Genomic DNA, 23,470 nt, shown 5'->3' with positions numbered 1-23,470 from the left:
GGGTCTCCTCAACAGCGGCGGGTTCAGGACGCACGGGCGTCGATCCCGGCGTCGATCCCGGCGTCGGCACCGGCGTCGGCACCGGTGACGAACTCGGTGACGGCCCGCGCGGACACCTGGCGGATGCGGCGCAGCCGGTGGACGGCGCGCGCCGGCCCTGGCTCCTCCTGAGCCGGTCCTGGCCGGGCGGCGCGGACCTCGTGTGGTTGTGACCTGCGCATCTCGTCGGCGAGCATGTCCGCTCCTGTCTATCGCTGCATGGCTGGACGAATGACCTGATGGAACCGGTCGCGCGCCGTTTGGGCGGAGGGCCGGCACGGTGCCGCCGGCCCTCCGTCCGCCGCGCGCTGAGATCGACGTGCGCTCTCAAGGCCCGACGCCCCGGCGACCCGCACCAGCGCCGTGGCGGCGAGCGAAACGGCGGCCATCAGGACGGCCACCGGCGTGGAGGCAGGCGCGGGCTCCCGGCCGTTCGCGAACGGCCGGCCGATCAGCACAGCGGCGCCCGTCACGCCGACCGCCCTGCCCGGGCTCTCCCTCGTGCCGGCGGCCTCGGCGGCGGTGGCACGCCTCGCGCGGCCTCCGCCCGGGACGGGACCCCCGCCAGAGTCGATCCCGTCCCGCATGGTTCTTGATCCGGTCGTCCTCACCGCGCGCCGCCGGGGGCGGGGAGCACCCCCGCACCCCGGCGGACGCGGACGAAGCCGACCCCAGGCGCTACCCCCCGATTCGGCCAGCGCGCCAGCCGCTACCGCGCTGGCCGACAGCACCGCGCCGACTAGGTCGGGCACGTGCCGCACGGTGCCGGGGGGGCGGGGCAGCGCCGGGGCCAGCGCCAAGCGCGCCGCCGGTCCCGTCCAGGGGACGAGCGGGCCGGGCCGGCCGGTTCGGGCCGGCCGGCGTCCGCTCGCGGACGGCGGCGCGTACGTGTGGAGCGAGGCGAGCGTCATCGCGCGGTCACCGCGCCCGTGGCGCTCGCCCGGCTCGTGGTGGAGCCGAGCGCCAGGTTCGGCACGCTGGCGCAGACCATGCGCTCGGTCAGGCCGGGCCGCCCGCCCGTCCTGGGTTCGGTCAGGTCGGGCCGCCCGCCCGTCCTGGGTTCGGTGAGGCCGGCGCGGCCGGCCGTCCTCGGCTCGGGCCGGCGGGCGGGGGCCGGCATCGCGCCGCCCGCCACCATCCGGGCGACCTTGGCCGCGAGCGCCAGGTGCGCGGCGCAGCGCCGGCCGACCTTGGCCTCCAGCCCGGCCACCTGGGCCAGGCGGAGCCGCATCGGCTCCAGCGAGGACGTGCGTTGCAGGCCGTCGAGGTCGTCCAGCCGGTCGGGCCAGCGCAGCAGGCGGCGGCAGCGCGCCTCCACCTCGGCGGCGAGGTCCTGGGCCGGGAAGCCCTCGTGCAGCAGCCGGGTGGCGGCCATCACGGCGGTGAACGCCGTGCGGTCGAAGTCGGCCAGCCGTCCCGTGAGGGCCGCGCCGAGCATCCTGGCGCGGTGGCTCAGGCAGACCGAGCTCCATCCGAGCAGCAGCAGCCGGTCGGGCCCGGTCTCCGTGTGCCAGCCGGCCAGCCGCAGCTCGCGGGCCATCCGGTGGTAGTGGCGCCAGCGGTCGCCGGGGTCGTCGAGCCAGACCTGGACCCCGCCGAGCGGCAGGCCCGCGACGCGCACGCCGGCTCCGGCCACCCGGACGCAGAGGCGTTGTACCACCCGCTCCTGTGCCGAGGGGACCGAATCGTCCTGGAACCAGGAACCACCCGGAGCTTCCATGGTCACGGCCGGCCACCTCCTCGTCGGGGTACTCTCTCCAGAATCTTCCGGCTGTTAAGCCTCACTTACCACGTGCTCCGATAGTCTGCTTCCGGGAGGGGCTATGTCAACTGACAGTTTCCGCATAAGTTGATACCCACCCGCGGGGCAGAGCTTGCCCGCATGGCAGGGGACACCACGCCCCGCGTCCCTTACGCTGGAAAAGTTCACGGGCAGTAGGAGGTGTGCCGTGGCGAACTTCGCCGAGCGGCTCGATCTCGCGCTGACCAAGCGCGGATTCACCGGCGCGCAGGTCGCCTCCGCCCTGACGGAGGCGGGCATCCCCATCACCCGCGCCTACGTCAGCCAGCTCCGTACGGGCAAGCAGACCAACCCGACGCTCCAGGTGCTGCGGGCGCTGGCCGCCTGCCTCCAGGTGAGCGTCGGCTGGCTGGTCGGCGACGACCACCTGGAGTCGGGCGCGGTCGAGGACCTCCAGCTCCGCGCCGCCACGCTCGGCCTGTCGGCCTCCGGCCTGTCCGAGGCGTCGCTCGCCGTGCTGCGCAGCGTGGTCGAGATGGCCCGCAAGGCCGAGGGCCTGCCCGAGGAGCCCGAGCCCGCCGACGGCATCCCCGAGGCCGCCGCCCCGCTGAGCGGGCCGCAGCGCCGCGCGCTCGGCCGCCGCCTGCACGGCCTGCGCCTGGCCGCCGAGCTGTCGGTCGAGCAGGTCGAGACCGCGATCGGCAGGGGCGCGGCCGCGATCCCCGCCATCGAGGAGGGCCGCATCGCCCCTCCGCCGATCACCGTGGAGCGCCTGCTCACCCTCTTCGGCGTCGCCTCGCCGCCCGTCCGCGAGTACGTCCTGTCGCTGGCCCGCGGCGAACGCGAGGCCGCCTGGTACGACGCCCACTCCATCCCGGTCTGGCTGGCCACCACCTACGCGCTGGAGCGGCGGGCGACGCTGATCCGCACCTTCCACCCGCAGTTCGTGCCGCCGTTGCTGCAGACCGAGGAGTACGCCCGCGCCGCGATCACCGTGATGGGCCCGGCCACGCTCGGCCAGCCCACGGTCGAGGAGGCGCTGGCCCTGGTCATGGCCCGGCAGGAGGCGCTGAGCCGCGACAGCGGCATCGTGTTGTGGGCGATCCTCGACGAGAGCGTGCTCATGCGCTCGATCGTCGGCCGGCACGTCCAGCTCCGCCAGCTCGAGATGCTGATGGACCACGCCAAGCGGCCCAACGTCTCGCTGCACGTGGTGCCGATGGACGACCCCGCGTACGTGCCGCGCACCGGCCCCTTCACGCTGTGGCGCTTCGCCGAGGCGTTCGAGCCCGACATCGCCTGCGCGCACGGCGTCGAGAGCGACGAGCTGGTCACCGACACCGGCGCGGTGGAGGCCTATCACCAGGCGTTCACGAAGCTGTCGGTGACGACGACCACCCGCGAGGAGACCGTCGAGCTGCTCAGCTCGCACTGCGAGCGGCTCTCGCGCGCGCTCGGTAAGTGATCTTTTCTGGCGGTTAGCCAGTTATACCCAAAACCAATGGCATTTCGTGTTGTGTTCTTCTCGGCGGCGAGGATCATATGGTCTGGGTCATCGAGTGGGGTCCGAAAGGATCAACTTTTCCCGAGATAGTGGGCGAGGGGAAAGGGGCAACACTCAATGCGTCAGCGTGCCATCCGAAACCTGGCGAAGCTGGAGATGACCCGAGCGAGTGCCACCCGTGTCCTCGACGCCGCGGCGGGTGGGAAGAACCATTTCGTGGCCGACCGGGACGCGGTGCGCCGTTATGATCTGGCCGCCCCCATCACCACCACGGCCGCGCGGGCCGTGCTCCAGTACGTGTGCCGCGTGGTGCGTCACCTGGCCGGCGCCGGCGTGGAGCAGTTCCTGATCGTCGGCAGCGGCGTGCCCAGCGGGCTGCCCGCCGGCCGGCAGCTGCACGACGTGGCCCGCGACGCGCTCGCGGGCGGCCGGCCCCGGGTCGTCTACGTGGAGCACGACCCCATGGTGCTGGCCGGGGCACGGGCGACCATCGAGCCCGTCACCGACCTCGTCCGCGTCGTCGAGGGCGACGTGCGCGAGATCGACGACGTCCTCGACGACCGGGTCGTGCGCACGTTCCTCGACTGGGACCGGCCGGTGGCCGTGCTGCTGGTGTCCACCCACAGCCTCAACGACGACGAGTACTTCCACTACGTCGTCAAACGCCTCCGGCAGGCGGTGCCGGAGGGCAGCTACCTGTCGCTGCTCCAGACCACCTTCGACGGGGTGCCGCCGGAGCTGGTGCCCGCCATCCACGACCTGCTGGCGATGACGCTGCCCGGTCACGCGATCCGCGCCAGGGAGGAGGTGGCGGCGTTGCTGGACGGCCTGGAGCTGGTCGATCCGGGGCTGGTGTGGGTCCCGGAGTGGCGGCCCGACGGCCGCGAGGCCGCCTGCCTGGAGGAGCCGCGCGCCTTGGGCACCTACGGCGCCGTGGCGCGCGTGCCGTGAGCCGCCGGCGACGCGCCGGGCCGGGTCAGTCCCACCAGAACGACCAGGAGTGCCCGCCGATGATCTGCTCGGCGTACCCCTGGAGGTCGCCCGGCCCCTGCACGACGTTGTCCGGGCAGAACGTCCAGTGCTCGGCCGCCACGTGCAGCGCGTGCTCGGGGTCCACCGGCGGGGCCGCCACGCTCAGCTCCAGCGTGTTGAACCCGACGGCCACCACCCGGGCGCCGAAGCGCTCCTCCCAGCTCCGCACCACCGCCGCCATGGGCACCATCCACTCGTTGTGGTGCAGCGCCCCCTGCCAGCCCATCACGGCCAGCGCGTCGGCGCCCCGCGGCGCGGCGACCAGGCCGAGCGGCATGCTCTTCTCGGCGAGCCGGCCGGCGTACCACTCGGCGACCGCCTCCGGGTCGGCCTTGAGCGCCCCGGGAGGGGCCGGGCCCGGGCAGATCGCGCCGAACGGCTCCAGCTCGTCCAGCGCGTCCGACGGCATCTGCGCCACCCACTCCTGCCACACCTCGGCCATGAAGCCCTCGGCGGTGAAATGGTCGATCTGGCGGGGATCGTCCGGCATGACCTGGCCCACCGCCCAGGGCTGCGCGGACTCGTCCAGCAGCAGCGGCCACAGGCCGCTGTGCGGATGCCACGCGCGCATCAGCGCCCAGGTCTCGGCGGTGGCCGGCTCGTCGCTCATCCAGAACGCGGGCAGGATCGGGCGGCCCTGACCGGTGTAGCCGGGGTCGGGCCAGACCAGGTCGCCCGGAGGCAGCGGCGCGCCGAGGCTGCGCCCCCTGCCGCCGTCGGGGAACAGCCGGCACAGCTCACGTGGCAGCCGGTGATCGTTCATGCCCTACCGTTCCGATACCGAATCCTGTCTCGGAGATGGTAGTGCCGCCGGTCGCCCGGGCACCTTCCGGTGGTACGGGAAATGCGGCGAGCTGCGACAATGAGGGCTGTGATCCCCTCTGCGATCCCTTTCGCCGCGGTTCTGTCCGATCTCGACGGCGTGCTGCGCCAGTTCGACCACGCCGTCCAGGCCGACATCGAGGCCCGTTACGGGCTGCCGCTGCGCAAGGTCGCCTTCGATCCCGCGCTGATCGGGCCGCCCACGCTCGGGCAGGCCACCGAGGCCGAGTGGGCGGAGTCGATCGTCGCGGCGCTCGGCGGGGGAGAGGCGGCCCGGCGGGCGGTCGCCGAGTTCATGGAGGTGCCGTTCTTCGTCGACGAGGAGGTCAGGGCGCTGCTCGCGGCCGCGCAGCGGCACGTCCCGGTGATCCTCGTGACCAACGCCATGGACACCGTGGAGGAGCACCTCGACCGCCTGGGCCTGCGCTACTTCGCCGACGACCTGGTCAGCAGCCACCGGGTGCGGGTGGCCAAGCCCGACCCGCGCATCTACGAGATCGCCGCCGAGCGGGCCGGCGTGCCCCCGGAGCGCTGCCTGTTCGTCGACGACCGGCTGCCCAACGTCGAGGCGGCCCGCGCCCTCGGCATGACCGGCGTGCACTTCCGCACCGCGGCCGACCTCGCGGCCGTGCTCGGCTAGCTAGCCGTCGCCGGTCCCGGCGGGCCAGAACGCGTCGAAGAACGCCCGCTCCAGCTCGACCGCCCGGCGGAAGACGCCCAGCACCTCCTCGCGGCGCGCCTCGCCGAGACCCGCGCCCAGCCGGTCGAGCTCGCCCCGCAGGAACGCCACCCAGGCGCGGAACTCCGCGCCCTCGTGCAGCTCGATCCACTCCCGGTGGACGAACCGCTCCGGCAGCGGCTCCCCGGCCCGCGAGGCCCAGCCGAGGTAGCACCACTCGGCCACGCACAGCACCGCGGCGATCAGCAGGTAGTCCTGGCGGGCCCGGACCTCGTCCATGAGCCGCCGGAAGGCCGCGGTGACCGGCTCGGGCGGCGCGTCCAGCCGGCCGCCCAGCTCGGCCAGCGCCCGGTGGAAGTACGTCTTCTCCTCCGTGGTGGCCACCTGGCCGAGGAACCGGCCGTAGGGCACCCGGGCCTCGAAGGTGTCGGCGCTCGCCACGGCGGCGCCGAGCAGGGCGGTGAAGGAGTCGACGAACCGGAAGTCCTGCTCCAGGTAACGCCGCAGCGCGGCGTCGGGGACGGCGCCCGTCGTGATCGCCTCGGCGAACGGGTGGGTCACCACCGCCGTCCAGTCGGGCTCGGACCGCTCCCGCAGCCACTCGCTGAATCCGCTCGTCACGATCAGCACCGTACCGAGCACCGTACCGGGGAGCGGGGACGGGGGTCGTTTCCGGCGCGGCTCGCGCCGGCCGCGCCGGAAACGACGCAGGACCGCCGTCCCCGGCGCGCTGTCGGCGAGCTGCGCTCCTCGCCTGGCCGGGGACGGCGGCGCGAGAGCGCCGGCCTAGTACCCGCCGTACGGATTCTGGGAGGACGGCGAGGTGGTGGCCGGGGCGCTCGACCGGTGCCCCGACGGGTGGTGCGACGGGGTGGCGGACGGGGTGCCCGCCGCGCCGGTGGAGGTCGGCTTGGTGCCCTGCGGCGCGATGATGCCGATCAGGCCGTGCTTGGTGCCGTCGATGCCGGCGGAGAACCACAGGGAGTTCTCGCCGCCGGTGGCCGCGGTGCCCGGCTCCAGGTCCCACAGGCCCGGCAGCACGATCCGCCGGCCGTCGGCCGTGGTCAGCGCGCCCAGGTGGCGGTTGTGCTTGTACGCGTGCACGGTGCCGTCGCCGAAGTTGCCGATCAGCAGCGCGCCGGCGTACTGGCCCCAGCCCCTGGGGGCGGCGGTGATGCCCCAGGGGGCGTTGAGCCCGACCCGGGAGATGCGGCCGGTGAGGCGGCCGGAGGCGTTGAAGCGGCTGACGAAGCCCTTGCCGTTGCCGAAGACCGGCTTGCCGGTGGACGGGTCGCGCAGCGCGTACGACACCCAGACGCTGCCGTTCGCGACGGCCACGTTGTAGGCGTGGTAGCTGCTCGGCACGGCCCGGTCGCGGAACTGCCAGCGCGACAGCTCGATGCGCTGGAAGTCCTGGTCGAAGGCGTGGATGCGGCCGCTCGCGAAGTCGGCGGCCAGCAGGTACGCGTCGTCCTCGGTCTGGACGAGCTCCAGCCCCTTGTAGTCGGCGCCCCGGGTGAACGCCGCGATGATCGCGTTCTTCGGGTCCACCTCGGCGTTCCAGCCGGTGATGGCGCCGCTCGGGCTGGAGAAGATGAACGTGGCGGGCTTGCCCTTGACGGTGAAGCCGTCGCCGGGGTTGAAGACCTGGCCGGTGGGTGCTCCGCCCGGGATCCACACCTCGGTCTGCTCCTTCTTGCCGGTGCCGGAGTAGACCGTGGCGGTGCCGGTGCCCGTGTTGGAGACCCACAGAGTCTTGCCCATGGCCAGGCCCCACGGGTTGACGACCTTGGCGTCGGTGACCGGGGCTTTGCCCTGGACGTCCGACACAAGGTTGATGACGTCGAAACGAGTCCTGGTGGTGGCGTGTGCGGGAGTGGTGAGAGTCGCTCCCATGACGACCGCAACAGCGCAGAGTGTGATGATGCGTGGCCGCATCCGTTGCCTCCTAGTTAGCGCTTGTGACGGGAGGTACGCGGATGGGCGAAGGCAGGTTCAGGTTCCGCCGTGAGGAAAAATCGTCTGGCGAATTTGGGCCGCGTCAGGCGGGGAAAGGACAAGCATGAACGTGTTGGGCATCGACATCGGTGGTTCGGGGATCAAGGGCGCCCCCGTCGACACCGAGGCCGGCAAACTGATCGACGAGCGCCTGCGGATCCCCACGCCCGAGCCGTCCGGGCCGGAGGCGGTGGCGGCGGCCGTCGCCGAGATCCAGCGGCATTTCGGGTGGAACGGTCCGGTCGGGGTGACCTTCCCCGGCGTGGTCATGGACGGCGTGGTGCGCACGGCGGCCAACGTCGACCGGTCGTGGATCGGGGTCGACGCGGCCGCGCTGTTCGGCGGCGCGACCGTGCTCAACGACGCCGACGCGGCCGGCGTGGCCGAGATGGAGTTCGGCCACGGGCGCGACGAGCGCGGCACGGTGCTGATGCTGACCTTCGGCACGGGCATCGGCAGCGCCCTGTTCCGGGCCGGCGAGCTGGTGCCCAACACCGAGCTGGGGCACCTGGAGCTGCACGGCAAGGACGCCGAGCACCGGGCCTCCGCGCGGGCGCGCGAGGAGCACGACCTGAGCTGGGAGAAGTGGGCCGAGCGGGTCCAGGAGTACCTGGAGCACGTCGAGATGTTGTTCTCGCCCTCGCTCATCGTGATCGGCGGGGGAGCGAGCAAGAAGGCGGACAAGTTCCTGCCGCACATCACGCTGCGCACGCCCGTGGTCCCGGCCGGGCTGCAGAACGAGGCGGGCATCATCGGCGCCGCCCTCGCGGCCCGACCCTGACCTCACGACCCTGACCTCACGACCCTGACCTCACGACGCGGGCCGGCGGCGCGGGAATGCCGCGGCCGCCGGCGGCGTTGATCAGGACCGACGATATTGGGATGCGCCGTCCGCGGCCGGTGGGGCACGATGGGCCGTTGGCCCCGCGCCTGCGGGGGCTCAAATATCCTGAAAGCAGTATGGGAACGTCTTCCTTGTCCTCTCCGCTCACCGATCTCCAGTCCCGCCTGCCCGAGCTCATGCCGCGCGACCAGCGGCGGTTGCGGCGCAGGCTCGACGGCATGCGCCGGGTCCGCTCCCGCGACGCCCGGGACAAGATCGTCGCGGAGATCCTCGCCGACGTGGAACGCGCCGAGCAGCGGCTGGAGCGCCGCCGCGCGGCCGTGCCCGCGATCACGTACCCGGAGAACCTGCCGGTCGCGCAGCGCAAGGACGACATCCTCGCCGCCATCCGCGACCACCAGGTCGTGATCATCGCCGGTGAGACCGGCTCCGGCAAGACCACCCAGATCCCCAAGATGTGCCTGGAGCTGGGGCGCGGCGTACGCGGCCTGATCGGCCACACCCAGCCCCGCCGCATCGCCGCGCGCACCGTGGCCGAGCGCGTCGCCGAGGAGCTCGGCACCGGCCTCGGCGAGGTCGTCGGCTACAAGGTCCGCTTCACCGACCAGGCGAGCGAGCGCACGCTGGTCAAGCTGATGACCGACGGCATCCTGCTGGCCGAGCTGCAGAACGACCGCCTGCTCGACCAGTACGACACCCTCATCATCGACGAGGCCCACGAGCGCAGCCTCAACATCGACTTCATCCTCGGCTACCTCAAGCAGCTCCTGCCGCAGCGTCCCGACCTCAAGGTCGTCATCACCAGCGCCACCATCGACCCCGAGCGCTTCTCCCGCCACTTCGACGACGCGCCGATCATCGAGGTCTCCGGCCGCACCTACCCGGTCGAGGTGCGCTACCGGCCGCTGGAGGAGGACGACCAGACGCAGGGCATCGTGGCCGCCTGCCGCGAGCTGGTCGCCGAGGGCCCCGGCGACATCCTCGTGTTCCTGTCCGGCGAGCGGGAGATCCGCGACGCCGCCGACGCCCTGGCCAAGGCCGAGTTCCGGAACACCGAGATCCTGCCGCTGTACGCCCGGCTGAGCGCCGCCGAGCAGCACCGCGTCTTCCAGCCGCACACCGGCCGCCGCGTCGTCCTGGCCACCAACGTGGCCGAGACCTCGCTCACCGTCCCCGGCATCAAGTACGTCGTCGACCCCGGCTACGCCCGCATCTCCCGCTACAGCCACCGCACCAAGGTGCAGCGCCTGCCGATCGAGCCGATCTCGCAGGCCAGCGCCAACCAGCGCAAGGGCCGCTCGGGCCGCACCTCCGACGGCATCTGCGTCCGGCTGTACGAGGAGGAGGACTTCCTCGGCCGGCCGGAGTTCACCGACCCCGAGATCCTGCGCACCAACCTGGCCTCGGTCATCCTGCAGATGACCTCCATCGGGCTCGGCGACATCGAGGCGTTCCCGTTCGTCGAGCCGCCCGACCGCCGCCAGGTCAAGGACGGCGTCAACCTGCTGCACGAGCTGGGCGCCTTCGACGCGCAGGGCCGGCTCACGCCGGTCGGCCGCAAGCTCGCCACGCTGCCGGTCGACCCGCGCCTCGGCCGCATGGTGCTGGAGGCCGAGAAGAACGGCTGCCTGCGCGAAGTCATGATCATCGCGGCCGCGCTGTCCATCCAGGACCCCCGCGAGCGGCCCGCCGACAAGCAGCAGCAGGCCGACGAGAAGCACCGGCGCTTCGCCGACCCCGACTCCGACTTCCTGGCCCACCTCAACCTGTGGAACTACCTGCGGGAGAAGCAGAAGGAGCTGTCCTCCAGCGCGTTCCGCCGGCTGTGCAAGGCCGAGTTCCTCAACTACCTGCGCGTGCGCGAGTGGCAGGACATCTACAGCCAGCTCCGCCAGGCGCTCGGCGTCCAGCCCGACAGCCGGCCCGCCGACCCGTACCACGTGCACGTGTCGCTGCTGGCCGGGCTGCTGTCGCACATCGGCGTCAAGGACGTCCTCGACAAGCAGCGCCCCGCCGACGGCGGCCGGCGGCCCATCCAGGAGTACCTGGGCGCCCGCAACGCCCGCTTCGCGATCTTCCCTGGCTCCGCGCTGGCCAAGAAGCAGCCGCAGTGGATCATGTCCGCCGAGCTGGTCGAGACCTCCCGCCTCTGGGCCAGGGTCAACGCCAAGATCGAGCCCGCCTGGGTCGAACCCCTCGCCCAGCACCTGGTCAAACGCACCTACTCCGAGCCGCACTGGGAGAAGAGCCAGGGCGCGGTCGTCGCGCTGGAGAAGGTCTCCCTGTACGGCGTGCCGCTGGTCGTCGGCCGCAAGGTCAACTACGGCCGCATCGACCCCGACCTGTCCCGCGAGCTGTTCATCCGGCACGCCCTGGTCGAGGGCGACTGGGACACCCACCACCGCTTCCTCAAGGACAACCGGCGGCTGCTCGGCGAGGTCGAGGAGCTGGAGAACCGGGCCCGCCGCCGCGACATCATGGTCAGCGACGACGCCCTGTTCGACTTCTACGACCAGCGCGTGCCGGCCGAGGTCGTCTCGGCCCGGCACTTCGACTCCTGGTGGAAGAAGGCCGGGCAGGAGACGCCCGACCTGCTCACGTTCTCGCCGGAGATGCTGGTCAACGAGGGCGCCGACGTCAGCGCCCGCGACTACCCCGACACCTGGAAGCAGCTCGGCCAGCGGATGCGGCTGACCTACCAGTTCGAGCCGGGCGCCAACGCCGACGGCGTCACCGTGCACGTGCCGCTCCAGGTGCTCAACCAGGTCGGCTCCGACGGCTTCGACTGGCAGATCCCCGGCCTGCGCGAGGAGCTGGTCACCGCGCTGATCCGCTCGCTGCCGAAGAACCTGCGCCGCAACTTCGTGCCCGCCCCCAACTACGCCAAGCAGGTGCTGGCCGCCGCCGAGCCCGGCAAGGAGCCGCTGCTGGCCGCCGTGGAGCGCGAGCTGTTCCGGCTGACCGGCGTACGGGTGCCGCGCGAGGCGTGGCAGCTCGACCAGATCCCCGACCACCTGCGGATCACCTACCGGGTGATCGACGAGCGCAAGCGCACGCTGGCCGAGGACAAGGACCTCGACGCGCTCAAGCGGCGGCTGGCCCCGCGCCTGCGCCGGACGCTCTCCGAGGCCGGCGACGATCTGGAGCGCACGGGCCTGCGCACCTGGAGTCTCGGCCGGCTGCCCAAGGTGTTCGAGCAGGGCCGGATGAAGGGCTACCCGGCGCTGGTGGACGCCGGCGACTCCGTCTCGGTCAAGATCTACGAGACCGAGACCGAGGCCGAGCAGCGCCGCTCCCACTGGCCCGGCGTGCGCCGGCTGCTCCTGCTGAACGTCACCAATCCGGCCAAGTCCCTGCTGGCCGGCCTGACCAACCAGGCCAAGCTGGCCCTGTCGCGCAGCCCGCACGGCGGCGCGGTGGCCCTGTTCGACGACGTGATCAACGCGGCCGTCGACCAGCTCATGCAGGAGGCGGGCGGCCCCGCCTGGGACCCGGTCGCCTTCGACCGCCTCTACCAGCACGTCCGGGCGAACCTGTACGACACGGCCGCCGCCGTGCTGGCGAAGGTGGAGCAGATCCTCGCGGTCTGGCACGAGGCGACGGCCCGCCTGGACGCGCTGCGCCCGAGCGCCGCCACCGACGACGTCCGCGACCAGCTCGGCCGGCTCGTCTTCAAGGGCTTCGTCACGGCGACCGGCCACCGCCGCCTGTCCGACCTGCTCCGCTACATCCGCGCCATCGACCGCCGGCTCACCAAGCTGCCCGAGGACCCGTGGCGCGACCAGGAGTGGATGGACAAGGTGCACAAGGTCGAGGACGACTACCACGACCTGCTGGACAAGCTGCCGCCGGCCCGGCGCGGTGACCCCGACGTGGTGGAGATCCGGTGGATGATCGAGGAGCTGCGGGTCAGCTTCTTCGCCCAGACGCTGGGCACGCCCACCCCGATCTCCGAGAAGCGCATCGCCAAGGCGATGGACAAGCTCACGCCGTGAGGACGCCCGCGTCGAGCTCGACGGGGCGTAGCAGCGTGAGAGAATCCCGCTTTGCGATGGAATGTCGGGTACAGGGGGATCGATGGTCGTCAAGGCTGTGGTGTTCGACGTCGGCGAGACGCTGATCGACGAGACGCGCATCTGGGCGCGATGGGCCGAACGGCTCGGCGTGAGCCACTTCGTGCTCATGGGCGTGCTCGGCGGCATGGCGGCGCTCGACCGGCCGCACCGTGACGCGTTCGAGATCGTCCGGCCGGGCATCGACCCGGAGGCCGAGGAGGCCGCGTGGGAGCGCGACGACCCGCGGGGGCTGCGCAACCACTTCGACGGCGACGACCTCTACCCGGACGTCAGGGCGGCGCTGGGGGCGTTGCGCGAGGCGGGCTACCAGGTGATCGTCGCGGGGAACCAGCCGCGCCGGGCCTATGACGCGCTGGTCGCGCTGGAGCTGCCGGTCGACTCCGTCCACACCTCCGAGGGGTGGGGCGTGTCCAAGCCGGAGCCGGAGTTCTTCGCCAAGGTGGCGGCGGTGGCGGGGCGGGAGCCGGGCGAGATCCTCTACGTCGGCGACCGCCTGGACAACGACGTGCTGCCGGCGGGGCGGGCGGGCATGCGCACCGCGCTCCTCCGCCGGGGGCCGTGGGGATATCTGCACGCCGCGCGGCCGGAGGCGCGCGCGGCCGACGTGATCGTCGACGACCTGCACGCGGTCCTGCCGGCCGCCCGGCGGCTGGCGTAGGCGGCGGGCCGGGGCCGCCCGTCGCGCGGCCCCGGCCGGGCCGGGCGGCTCACTGGTAGTCGTCGCCGCCGAGATCCTCCCCGAGATCCTCGCCGAGGTCGATGTGGATCGCCCGTTCCTCGGCCGACAGGTCGCCGTCGTCGGCGCCCTGGTCCTCGGCCAGCTCCTCGTCGTCCCGGTCCGGCTCCAGGCCCTCGTCCGGCTGGGTGAGCCGGTGCAGGGGACGGTGCTCGTGCAGGCGGTCGGGGGCCTCGCGGCGCAGCCGCTCGTCGAGCGTGTCCCGGTGCTGGGGGTCGTCGGGGACGACCTCGTGGTTGAGCCCGAGGTCGTCGGTCCACTCCGAGACCTCGATGTCCTGTTCGTCGCTCATGCCGAACCGGTCCGGAGGCAGTTCACTCATACGTGATCCTCTACCCGCCGACAGGTCCGGAATCCTAGGACTTGGCCTGCTTGAGGGCGGCGGCCAGCTCTTCCTTGTCCATCTGGGACCGTCCGGGAATGTCGGCCTTCTGTGCCGCCTCGTACAGCTCGGCCTTGGTGGCGCCCTCGGCGGAGCCCTGCTGGGGGACGCCGAGCGCCTTCAGCTCCGCGTCGCGGCGCTCCTTGAAGGCCCGTCCGAGCTCCTGCAGCCGCTTCTCGCCGGCCGACTTCCGCAGCGCGGGCAGGAGCTCGCTCTCCTCCTCCTCGACGTGGTGCTGCACCGACTCGATGAGCTGCTGCAGCGTGGTGCGGAACTCCGGGGTGCCGGGCTGGGCCCGCACCAGCGCGTCGAGCAGGACCTCGGCCTCCTTGTGCTCCTCGACGCTGTGGTGGGCGTCGAGGCCGGGGTAGACGCGGTCCTCCTCGGCCCGGGCGTGCGCGATGAGGAGGGCGTGCAGCTCGGCCACGGTGGCCTTGATGTCGCCCTCGCCCTTCTTCAGCCGGTCGAAGAGGGACTCGACGGTCCTGTGGTCCTTGGTGATCAGGGTGATGACGTCGGTTGCCATGAGGTCAAGCGCTACCCAACGGCTCGCCTCCCAATCGCCAGGTCACGCCGATTCGCCGAGGCGGGCCCGCGCCCGCCGTAGCTCCTCGCGCAGCGCGGCGAGCTCGCGCTCCAGCTCCAGGATGCGCCGGATGGCGATGAGCGTCATGCCCGCGTCGGCCATGCGGGTGACGTGCTGGACGGTGCGGATGTCGCGCCGGGAGTAGCGCCGCTGGCCGCCCTCCGAGCGGCTGGGCGTGACGACGTCGTGCTGGTCGAGGCGGCGGAGATAGGCCTGCTGCACGTTGAGCATCTCCGCCACCTGCCCGAGCGAGTAGAGCGGCGCGTGCTCGTCGTCGAAAGGCAGTTCGGCCATCATGACCTCCTCATGGTACGGGGGCGGACCGCGAGGCCCGCCCCCGCGCCGCCGGGGTCAGGCCTTGATGGCCTTGGTCTCCCCTCGCTGGATCTCCACCTTGCGCGGCTTGGCCCGGTCGAGGACCGGGATGCGGACGGTGAGCACGCCGTTGGCGTAGCCGGCGTCGATGCGCTCGCTGTCGAGGTGCTCCGACAGGTAGACGCGGCGGGTGAAGGTGCCCATGGGGCGCTCGCGGACGAACAGCCGCTCGTTCTCGGCGACCTCCTCCTCGCGGCGGGCGCTGACGCTGAGCACGCCCCGGTCGACGGTGACCTCGATCGAGTCGGGGTCGATGCCGGGCAGGTCGAAGCGCAGGATCACGTCGTCGTCGCGGCGGAGGCCGTCCATCGGCATGACGGCGCCGGTGTCGTACGCCTGGCGAGTCAGGCGGTTGAACTGCCGCTCGAACTCCTGGAAGAACGGATCGATGGTGGTGAGAAGCATTTCCGAACCCCCTCACTGCGGTCGGGCCTGTAGCTAACCTCCAACTGCAATTACAGATTAGCTACAGGCCTCACTGCAGGCAAGGGGGGTAAGGCGGATCTGGCCGGAAGGTCAGGCCTGCTCCAGGCGGGGGCGCAGCCGTACCGACTGGCGGATCGTCCGGCCCGAGAGGCGGGTCAGCGCCACGGCCGCGAGCAGCGCGGCCGCCACGCAGCTCACGCCGCCGGCCTCCAGCGCGACGTCCGGCCCGAAGGTGTCGCTGAGCCAGCCGAGCAGCGGCCCGCCGAGCGCGCCCGCACCCGCGCTGACGATCGACAGCGCCGCGATGATCCGGCCGCGCATCGGCTCGGGGCTGTCGAGCTGCGCCCGCGCGTTGACGGTGGTGTCCACGGTCACCGCGCCCGCCGCGATCGGCAGCATCAGCGCCGCGAACGACCACAGCTCCGGCATGAGCCCGCTCAGCGCCTGCGCCACCCCGATGAGGAACGCGGTGATCAGCAGCAGCCGCACGGTGAGGGCCGGCCGCGAGGCGGCGAGGAAGCCCCCCAGCACCGTGCCGACGGCGAACACGGTGGACAGCAGCCCGTAGCCGGCCACCCCGGTCCCGAGCGGGCCGGCGCTCATGGCGGCCATGGTGACCTGGAAGTTGCGCCCGACGCTGCCCGAGACGAACCACAGGCCCAGCACCACGAGCAGCCAGGGCGTGCGCAGCACGTACTTCAGGCCCGCCAGCACCGCGCCCGGCTGCCGCCCGGCGGCGGCCAGCGGGTGGAACTCCTCGCGCCGCATCGCCAGCACCGCCGCGACGACCGCGAAGAACGTCGCCGCGTTGATCACGAACAGGCCGCCGTCGCCGGTGAACGGCAGCAGCACGCCCGCCAGGCTCATGCCCAGGATGCGCGCCCCCGAGCTGAGGATGGAGCCGAGCGCCATCGCGTTCGGCAGGTCGTCCGGCGGCACGACCTCCGCGCCGAAGCGCCCGAGCGACGGCCCGCCGAGCGCGCCCACGATGCCGCTGAGCAGCGCCACTCCGTAGATCGGCGCCACGTCGTCGGCCCCGGTGTACGCGATGACGGCCAGCGCCACCGCCAGCGCCGCCTGCGCGAGCTGCGCGGCGATCACGACGGGCCGCGTCGGGAGCCGGTCGGCCAGCGCACCGCCCCACATGCCGAGCAGCAGCGTCGGCAGCGCCTGCACGACGAGGCTGACGCCAACGCTCGTCGCCGAGCCGGTGATCGTGAGGATGAGCCAGTTCAGGCCCAGCACCTGCATCCAGGTGCCGGTCACGGAGATGATGTCCGCTCCTGCCCACAGCCGGTAGTTGTGGTGGCGGAGGGCGCGGAACGTGGAGGATGTCGCTGACAAAACGGGTCCTAGCCTTGGAGATCTACCGGAGGACCGAACATGCGGCTCCGGGAGGCACATTCCGGTCTGACCGAAATGTGAGGCAGAACACGTTTAAAACGCGGTTATGCGGACAGCAGCTCCGGCCGGTCCCGGCTGACCAGCGTCGCGTAGTGGCCGCCGGCGGCCATCAGCTCCTCGTGGGTGCCGCGCTCGGCGACGCGGCCCTGGTCGAGCACCACGATCTGGTCGGCGTCGCGCACAGTGGACAGCCGGTGCGCGATCGTGATCGTCGTCCGGCCCCTGGCCAGGGCGTCCAGCGCCTCCTGCACGGCCCGCTCGGTGCGCGTGTCCAGGGCGCTCGTGGCCTCGTCGAGGATCAGCACCGGCGGGTCGCGCAGCAGCGTGCGGGCGATGGCCAGGCGTTGCTTCTCGCCGCCGGAGAACCGGTAGCCGCGCTCGCCGACCAGCGTGTCGTAGCCCTCGGGCAGCGCGGCGATGTGGTCGTGGATGCGCGCGGCCCGCGCCGCCGCCTCCAGCTCCTCGTCGCTCGCGCCCGGCTTGGCGAAGCGCAGGTTGTCGGCGATCGAGGCGTGGAAGAGGTAGGTCTCCTGGGAGACCACGCCGACGGTCGCGCTCAGCGTCTCGAACGTCAGCTCGCGCACGTCCACGCCGTCGATCGTCACCCGGCCGCCGGTGACGTCGTACAGGCGGGGCGGCAGGTAGCTCAGCGTGGTCTTGCCCGCGCCCGTCTCGCCCACGACGGCCACGCTGGACCCGGCGGGCACGGTGAGGTCGACGCCGCTCAGCGTGGGCGTGTCGCCGTAGGAGAACTCGACGCCCTCGAAGCGCACCTCGCCGCGCACCCGCTCCAGCGTCCGGGTGCCGGGCCGGATGTCGATCGGCAGGTCCAGGTACTCGAAGATGCGCCCGAACAGCGCCAGCGAGGTCTGCACCTCCACGCCCAGCCGCAGCAGCGACACCGCCGGCCGGAACAGGCTCGTCTGCAGCGTCGTGAACGCCACCAGCGTGCCGACCGAGATCGCCCCCGTGTAGCCGACCGCCCAGTAGACCACGGCCGGCATCGCGGCCATCACGATCTGGATGGACGCCTGCCGCCACCGCCCCGACATGCTCATACGCACGCCGAGGTCGGCCAGCTCGTCGGAGGACCGGCCGAAGCGCTCGGTCAGCGCGTCGGAGCGGCCCATCGTGCGGCCGAGCAGGATGCCGCTGATCGACAGCGACTCCTGCACCATCGAGGCGATCGTGGCCAGCTTGCGCTGCCGGTCGGCGGTGATGCGCTTGCGCTCGGCCCCCACCTTGCGGCTGATCCACACGAACACCGGCAGCAGCAGGAGCGAGATCACCGTCAGCCGCCAGTCGAGCGCGACCATGGCGACGATCGTGGCGAGCACGGTGGTGAGGTTCGAGATGAGCGAGGAGGCGGTCGAGGTGACGACCGCCTGCATGCCGCCGATGTCGTTGGCGATGCGCGACTGCACCTCGCCGGTCCTGGTGCGGGTGAAGAAGGCCAGCGACATGCGCTGGAGGTGGGCGTACACGGCGATGCGCAGGTCGTGCATGACCCGCTGGCCGACCGTGGTGGAGATGAGCGTCTGCAGCACGTCGAACACGCTGGTGGTGACCGCCACCGCGATCATGCCGAGGGACAGCAGCGCCAGCAGGCCGGCGTCCCTGGCCGGGATGGCGACGTCAAGCACCTCGCGCAGCAGGAACGGCGAGGCGAGCGAGACCAGCGAGGAGAGCAGGATGAGCGAGCCCACCAGGGCCAGCCGGCCACGGTAGGCGCGGAACAGGGTGATGATGCGCCGCAGCGGCGCCCGGCGTTCCTCCGCCAAGTGGTGCTCCTTTCAGATGTCCACTCAAACAGAGGTTAACTCATATTTGTTCCGGCTAAACTATCTGCATGGGTGAGAGGGAGCTGGCGGAGCTGATGCACCTGGTCAACCGGCGGCTGCGGCACGGATACCTGCGACGGCTGGAGCCGCTGGGGCTCAGCCCGAGCCACGCACGGGCGCTGCGGGTGCTCGCCGCCGAGCCGGACCGGCCGCTGCGCATGGTGCGCCTGGCCGAGGAGCTGCGCATCGTGCCGCGCTCGCTCACCCCCGTGGTCGACGCGCTGGAGGAGGCCGGGCTGGTGCGCCGGCGCACCGATCCGGGCAACCGGCGCTCGACGCTGGTGGAGATCACCGCCGCCGGCCGCGCGGCGGCCGAGCGGGCCCGCGACGCGCGCAGGCGGGCGGGCGAGGAGCTGTTCGCGGTGCTCTCGGCGGAGCAGCGGGAGCACCTGGGCGACCTGCTGGACACCGTGGAGGCGGCGGCCCGCGCGGCGGAGTCCCGCCCCGCCTGAGCCTGCCCGCCGCCCCGGCTACAGAGGCGTCCCCCAGGTGACCTCGCCGCCGGTCACCGCGCCCGCGCACGGCGGCCCGGCGAGCAGCGCCGCGTACGGGTAACGCCCGCGCGCGTCGTGCACCGCGAAGTCGGCCCGCGCCCCCGGACCCAGCGTCCCGATCCGGCCGGGCCCCCGGTCCATGCCGAGCGCCCGGGCCCCGCCGAGCGTCGCGGCGGTCACCAGCCGCCGGTCCAGCCCGCGCTGCCGCAGGCCCAGCTCGCGGGCCCGCCGCCGCACCTCCGCCGCGAGCCCGATGGGCCCGCCCGGCCGCCCGAGGCAGCCGAGCGCGACGACGTTGCCCTCCTCCAGCAGGGCCAGCACGTCCGCGACGGGCTGGGCGGGGGTCACGGCCAGCGCGGCGCCGCGCAGGGCGAGCAGCTTGCGCTCGCCGGGGTCGAGCGGGCGGGTGCAGGTGACGTGGCACAGCGGCCCGAGCACCCCGGCCTCGTCGAGGGCGGCGGGGGAGTGCTCGTCGAGGTCGGCGAGCAGCCGCAGCCCGAACGTGCGGGCCAGCACGGCCACGTCCTCCAGCACCTGCGGGTCCCGGGTGCGCACGGAGAGGCCGGCCACGCAGGGCCGCTCCGCCTCGCGGATGGCGGTGATCACCGCGTCCCGCTCGCGCTCCTCCCACTCCCGCTCGCCGGCGCTCCGCACCTCGACGTACGAGATGCCGGGCGGCGCGGCCGGATCGCTCAGGTCACGCGCCACCGTGGCCCGCGCGCTCACCCCCGGCTCCCCTGCCGCCCCGGCGGCGCGGGCGTCCACCGGCCCGGCCACGATCATCCCCGGCCAGCGGTGCTCGGCGGTGACGGGGAAGTAGGCGAGCAGGTCCGCCCGCGCCCCCACCTGGAGCACCCGGTCGCCGCGCACCACCACGGCGCCGTCGCGGATCGGCTCGACGCAGACGGGCAGCACGAGCGGCGCGGAGTGGAGCACGACCGGGACCGGCGCGCGCCGTCCTCGTGGCGGCCGGGCGGGACGTCCGGGCGTCGGTCCAGCACGCGTCGCCAGCGGCATCAGCACTCCCCGTCCGGTTGCCCTGCACGGCATTAAACGTGAGCCGGGCCAGGTAATCAATCAGGTCGAAGCGGGCAAATGGCTAGGGCAAATCCCGAGGCAGGTAGCGTCCCGACAGCCGCGCCAGCTTCAGGCTGAGGTGCAGGGCCAGCCGCTCCTCGCCGTCCTTCAGATCCGTGTGCGCCAGCTCCTCCACCCGTTGCAGCCGGTAGTAGAGCGAGGTGCGGTGCAGCCGCAGCGCCCGGGACGTGGCCACCGCGCTGCCCGCCAGGTCCAGGTACGTCTCCAGGGTCTCCAGCAGCGGCAGGTGCTGGGCGTCGGCCAGCAGCTCCTCCAGCCCCGGGTGGAGCTCCTGCGCGGGCAGGTGGGTGAGCATGCGGTAGACGCCGAGCCGCGCCCACTCCGCGGTCCGGCCGAGGCCCGGCACCCGCGCGGCGACCTCGGCGGCGTGCCGCGCCTCCCGGTACGACCCGGGCGCCTCCGCCAGCGCCGGCCGCTCCCGTCCCACCCCGACGACCACCGGCACCGGCATGGCCGCGTGCAGCTCGTCGGCGGCCGGGGCGGGCCCGGCCGTGAGCAGCACCGCGTGGTCGTAGCGGACCAGGTGCAGCGGATGGTGCCCGCTCAGCCGCCGCCGCAGCGCCAGCAGCCCCTGCTCCAGCGCCAGCCGCAGCGGGTCCGACGGCTCCGCGGCGAGCGGCCTGGCCACGTGTACGGTGACCGCCCGCGCCTGCGGGAACGCGCCCGCCTCGATGAGCTGCCTGGCCGCGTCCGGCTCGCCGAGCAGCAGCCCGGTGACCGCCTCCAGCTCGCGGTGCGAGGCCAGCTCCGAGGCCAGGCTCTCGTGGTAGAGCGCCAGCGCGAGGCCGGGGACGGCGGCCGCGGCGGCGGCGACCTGCGCCTCCGACATGGCGGGGCCGGCGTCGATGAACCACAGGAAGCCGAGCAGCCCGCCCGCGTGCCGGACCGGCACGCACACCCGCGGCAGCAGGCCGAGGTGCGGCGCGCCCGCGGTGCGGATCGGCCCGTGGGCCTCGTGCACGCCGGCCGACCGTAACCAGGCGCGGACCTCGGGCGTGGTGCGCCGGCGCAGGATCGAGTCGCGGCGGATGTCGTCCATGGCGCCGTTCTGCTCGCTGTAGGCCACGACGCGCTGCACCCGGTCCTCCAGCAGCAGGGGGCGGCCGAGACGGGCGGCGAGCTCGTCCACGGTCCGCTGGAGATCCGCCACGAAGACCCCTTTACCTGGAAATTTCGGCGTTTGTAGGACATGTCGCTATGGGTCTTCCCTACAACTGCGCGATGATCTGGGTCAACAACGTCTATAGCGTCGTGCCGTGATTGTCCCGAAGAAGCTCCTCAAGGGGCTGCTCGCGACCATCGTGATGATTCCTGTCACGCTGGTGGCGGCCACCCCCGCTTCCGCCGCACCCCCCAGCGACCCTGAGCACCCCTGGCGCCGAGACCACTGGCCGCAGACGCAGCCCTGGCAGCTCGACGCCTCGATGGACGACGCCCAGGCCCTGCGCGGCCGGCCCACCGCCGGCATCGCGCCGATCGACCCGCAGAACTGGGAGAACCCCGACAACATGACGTGGGCGGACTACAAGAAGCCGCCCGGCACCCGCTGGAACGACCCGGCTGTCAAGGGCTCGCAGCGCACCTTCAAGGGCGCGCTCGTCCTGCTCGACTACCCCAACCAGCCGTTCGTCGTCACCCAGCCCAAGAGCTCCACGATCTACGGCAACCCCAGCGCCGAGGCCCACGACGTGCCGCGCGACCAGGTCGCCCGGTTCTATCAGGACTTCCTCAACACCCCCAACGACCTCAACAAGGGACACACCATCCACGAGTACTGGATGGAGGACTCCGGCGGCCGGATCGGGGTGGAGCTGACCGGGTTCGGCCCGTACACGATGCCGGGCAAGGACCACGAGTACGCCATGGAGTACCAGCGGGACGCCTGCCCCGCGGGCGACACCTGCACCAGGAACCTGCGCGCCGACGGCAACGCCGCCTGGCTCGCCGCCGTCGGCCAGGAGGTCGCCGACCAGTTCGACTTCGTCTTCTACCTCAGCGCCGGCCAGGACGAGTCGTCCACCTGGCAGGAGTTCGGCATGATGAAGTTCCCGGCGAAGGAGGACGTCCCCGACGAATGGGGCCCGGACGACCCCGCCCTGCCCAACTGGTCGAAGACCCGCTACGTCGAGTGGACCTCCTGGCAGGCCGGCTCCAACTTCTGGCCCAACGCCCGCTTCGGCGTCGACTCCGTGCAGGCCGAGAGCTCAGGCATGGCGGTCTACGCCCATGAGCTGAGCCACATCTTCGGCATCCCCGACAACTACAACAACCCATACGCGGTGCCGCCGAAACGGGCCTACACCGGCATCTGGGAGATGCTGAGCCGCGGCAGCTTCAACGGCCCCGGCGGCCCCCACTCGCGCTGGCTCATCCCGCCCACCGCGGGCGCGTCCATGGGCGCCCAGCACATGCTGCGCAACAAGGTCGCGCTCAACATGGTGGACGAGCAGAACGTGCTGCGCCTGTCGCGCACCGCGCTCGACGACTCCGGCCTGGTCGTCGCCGACGTCGTCGCCCGGGCCGTGCAGCCGGGCCAGGGCGAGCTGTCCGGCGTGAACGTCGCCTTCGACGGCCAGGACAACAGCTCCTGCGACCGGGCCGACCCGCTCTGCGACGGCGGCGGCTACAACAACTACACGATCGAGGTCGTGGACCGCATGGGCAGCGACTCCTTCACCCCCGACTCGGGCGTGCTGCTGGCCAAGACCAAGGACCAGGCCAGCGCCCCGTTCGAGTGGGTGATCGACGCCAACCCGCAGGACATCGGCATGACCGACTACGTCCTGCCCGACGGCACCAAAGTCCCGATCACCATCGGCGACTACCGCCAGCTCTCCGACGCCCTCTTCCACGCCGGCACCGGCTCCGGCAGCCAGTACGAGTACGTGGACCAGGCCAACCGCCTGCACTTCTACGTCCTGGACCTGAAGCGCGACCGTGCGGGCGAGCTGTCGTACAAGGTGGCCGTGCGCTCCCTCGACGGCTCCGGCCCGCAGCGCCGCGGCGTCAAGCTGCTGCCCGCCGCCGGCGTCCCCACCGGCAAGAACGTCTCCACCTGCAAGTTCCCGCTGTTCAACACCGGCCGGGCGGCCCCGCCCCAGGGCGCGCACCCCGAGGACGTCAGCGCCTACCTCGGCTCCGACGTCTACCGGCTGAGCGCCGAGGTCACGGGCAAGGGCTGGACCGCCCAGGTCCCGAACGCCCTGGCCGCCGTCGCCTTCGGCAAGCACGACACCGTGACGGTGAACGCGGTGCGCGCCTCGGGCGGCGACCGCCTGGCGCAGGTCAAGCTCACCGCCACCTCCGAGAGCGACCCGTCCAGGACGATGACCGCCACCTGCCACGTCATCGGCCTCTGACGGCGGGCACTGACGGCGGGCACTGACGGCGGGC

The 23,470-nt window shown here is 72.6% G+C and carries 21 protein-coding genes; 8 read left to right on the top strand and 13 right to left on the bottom strand.

Annotated elements, in window-relative coordinates:
• Positions 1–23 precede the first annotated feature (23 nt).
• Both MF672_RS28205 and MF672_RS28200 read right to left on the bottom strand, forming a co-directional pair.
• The gene (locus MF672_RS28205; RefSeq protein ID WP_242376443.1) at positions 24–236 is read right to left on the bottom strand and encodes a hypothetical protein; all 213 of its coding nucleotides are present in this window, start codon (positions 234–236) and stop codon (positions 24–26) included.
• A gap of 710 nt (positions 237–946) precedes the next feature.
• Positions 947–1,699 (bottom strand): hypothetical protein, encoded by a 753-nt coding sequence (locus tag MF672_RS28200; RefSeq protein ID WP_242376444.1) that lies wholly within the window; start codon positions 1,697–1,699, stop codon positions 947–949.
• A 289-nt stretch (positions 1,700–1,988) separates the two neighbouring features.
• Between MF672_RS28200 and MF672_RS28195 the strand changes: the two genes are divergently transcribed.
• Together MF672_RS28195 and MF672_RS28190 are read left to right on the top strand one after the other, a co-directional pair.
• Complete coding sequence (locus MF672_RS28195; RefSeq protein ID WP_242376445.1) at positions 1,989–3,245, top strand: helix-turn-helix domain-containing protein; 1,257 nt, start codon at positions 1,989–1,991, stop codon at positions 3,243–3,245.
• Between the two features lie 195 nt (positions 3,246–3,440).
• Entirely contained in the window at positions 3,441–4,235 is a 795-nt protein-coding gene (locus MF672_RS28190; RefSeq protein WP_242376446.1) for an SAM-dependent methyltransferase, read from the top strand.
• 25 nt (positions 4,236–4,260) lie between these two features.
• Here MF672_RS28190 and MF672_RS28185 read toward each other — a convergent pair whose 3' ends face one another.
• Positions 4,261–5,079, bottom strand: coding sequence for a DUF4253 domain-containing protein (locus MF672_RS28185; RefSeq protein WP_242376447.1), 819 nt, complete (start codon positions 5,077–5,079; stop codon positions 4,261–4,263).
• Positions 5,080–5,187: 108 nt separating this feature from the next.
• Here MF672_RS28185 and MF672_RS28180 point away from each other — a divergent pair, with 108 nt between their 5' ends.
• Entirely contained in the window at positions 5,188–5,778 is a 591-nt protein-coding gene (locus MF672_RS28180; RefSeq protein ID WP_242376448.1) for an HAD family hydrolase, read from the top strand.
• Here MF672_RS28180 and MF672_RS28175 read toward each other — a convergent pair whose 3' ends face one another.
• Positions 5,779–6,438 (bottom strand): TenA family protein, encoded by a 660-nt coding sequence (locus MF672_RS28175; protein ID WP_242376449.1) that lies wholly within the window; start codon positions 6,436–6,438, stop codon positions 5,779–5,781. It abuts the gene before it with no gap.
• Between the two features lie 165 nt (positions 6,439–6,603).
• Positions 6,604–7,647, bottom strand: coding sequence for a TIGR03118 family protein (locus tag MF672_RS28170; protein ID WP_242376450.1), 1,044 nt, complete (start codon positions 7,645–7,647; stop codon positions 6,604–6,606).
• A 232-nt stretch (positions 7,648–7,879) separates the two neighbouring features.
• On the opposite strand from MF672_RS28170, the gene ppgK reads away from it, so the two are divergent.
• From ppgK to MF672_RS28155, 3 genes are all read left to right on the top strand, one after another.
• Positions 7,880–8,596 (top strand): polyphosphate--glucose phosphotransferase, encoded by a 717-nt coding sequence (ppgK, locus tag MF672_RS28165; protein ID WP_242376451.1) that lies wholly within the window; start codon positions 7,880–7,882, stop codon positions 8,594–8,596.
• Positions 8,597–8,775: 179 nt separating this feature from the next.
• Positions 8,776–12,654, top strand: coding sequence for an ATP-dependent RNA helicase HrpA (hrpA, locus tag MF672_RS28160; protein WP_242376452.1), 3,879 nt, complete (start codon positions 8,776–8,778; stop codon positions 12,652–12,654).
• Between the two features lie 82 nt (positions 12,655–12,736).
• A complete protein-coding gene (locus MF672_RS28155) occupies positions 12,737–13,393 on the top strand; it encodes an HAD family hydrolase (protein ID WP_242376453.1) in 657 nt (218 codons plus the stop codon).
• A 49-nt stretch (positions 13,394–13,442) separates the two neighbouring features.
• Here the strand turns inward: MF672_RS28155 and MF672_RS28150 are convergent, their stop codons facing one another.
• The 6 genes from MF672_RS28150 to MF672_RS28125 all read right to left on the bottom strand — a co-directional run bounded on the left by MF672_RS28150 (position 13,443) and on the right by MF672_RS28125 (position 18,425).
• Positions 13,443–13,793, bottom strand: a complete 351-nt coding sequence (locus tag MF672_RS28150) for a DUF5709 domain-containing protein (protein ID WP_247815464.1) — start codon at positions 13,791–13,793, stop codon at positions 13,443–13,445.
• 34 nt (positions 13,794–13,827) lie between these two features.
• Complete coding sequence (locus MF672_RS28145; RefSeq protein WP_242376454.1) at positions 13,828–14,379, bottom strand: hemerythrin domain-containing protein; 552 nt, start codon at positions 14,377–14,379, stop codon at positions 13,828–13,830.
• Between the two features lie 42 nt (positions 14,380–14,421).
• Positions 14,422–14,733: a helix-turn-helix domain-containing protein gene (locus MF672_RS28140; protein ID WP_242376455.1), complete on the bottom strand. Its 312-nt coding sequence runs from the start codon at positions 14,731–14,733 to the stop codon at positions 14,422–14,424.
• Positions 14,734–14,790: 57 nt separating this feature from the next.
• Entirely contained in the window at positions 14,791–15,219 is a 429-nt protein-coding gene (locus MF672_RS28135) for an Hsp20/alpha crystallin family protein (protein ID WP_242376456.1), read from the bottom strand.
• Positions 15,220–15,330: 111 nt separating this feature from the next.
• Entirely contained in the window at positions 15,331–16,584 is a 1,254-nt protein-coding gene (locus MF672_RS28130) for an MFS transporter (RefSeq protein WP_242376457.1), read from the bottom strand.
• A gap of 104 nt (positions 16,585–16,688) precedes the next feature.
• The gene (locus MF672_RS28125; RefSeq protein ID WP_302893270.1) at positions 16,689–18,425 is read right to left on the bottom strand and encodes an ABC transporter ATP-binding protein; all 1,737 of its coding nucleotides are present in this window, start codon (positions 18,423–18,425) and stop codon (positions 16,689–16,691) included.
• Between the two features lie 68 nt (positions 18,426–18,493).
• On the opposite strand from MF672_RS28125, the gene MF672_RS28120 reads away from it, so the two are divergent.
• Positions 18,494–18,937 carry a MarR family winged helix-turn-helix transcriptional regulator gene (locus tag MF672_RS28120; RefSeq protein ID WP_242376458.1) on the top strand — a complete coding sequence of 148 codons (444 nt, stop codon included), beginning with the start codon at positions 18,494–18,496 and terminating at the stop codon, positions 18,935–18,937.
• 18 nt (positions 18,938–18,955) lie between these two features.
• On the opposite strand, the gene MF672_RS28115 is transcribed toward MF672_RS28120, so the two are convergent.
• Both MF672_RS28115 and MF672_RS28110 read right to left on the bottom strand, forming a co-directional pair.
• Positions 18,956–19,996, bottom strand: coding sequence for an amidohydrolase family protein (locus MF672_RS28115; RefSeq protein WP_247815463.1), 1,041 nt, complete (start codon positions 19,994–19,996; stop codon positions 18,956–18,958).
• A gap of 82 nt (positions 19,997–20,078) precedes the next feature.
• Entirely contained in the window at positions 20,079–21,227 is a 1,149-nt protein-coding gene (locus tag MF672_RS28110) for a PucR family transcriptional regulator (RefSeq protein WP_242377917.1), read from the bottom strand.
• A gap of 106 nt (positions 21,228–21,333) precedes the next feature.
• Here MF672_RS28110 and MF672_RS28105 point away from each other — a divergent pair, with 106 nt between their 5' ends.
• The gene (locus MF672_RS28105) at positions 21,334–23,436 is read left to right on the top strand and encodes a M6 family metalloprotease domain-containing protein (protein ID WP_242377915.1); all 2,103 of its coding nucleotides are present in this window, start codon (positions 21,334–21,336) and stop codon (positions 23,434–23,436) included.
• Positions 23,437–23,470: the final 34 nt, after the last annotated feature.

The organism is Actinomadura luzonensis (assembly GCF_022664455.2).
Classification (GTDB): domain Bacteria; phylum Actinomycetota; class Actinomycetes; order Streptosporangiales; family Streptosporangiaceae; genus Nonomuraea; species Nonomuraea luzonensis.
This window is presented reverse-complemented; position numbering and strand designations above follow the sequence as displayed.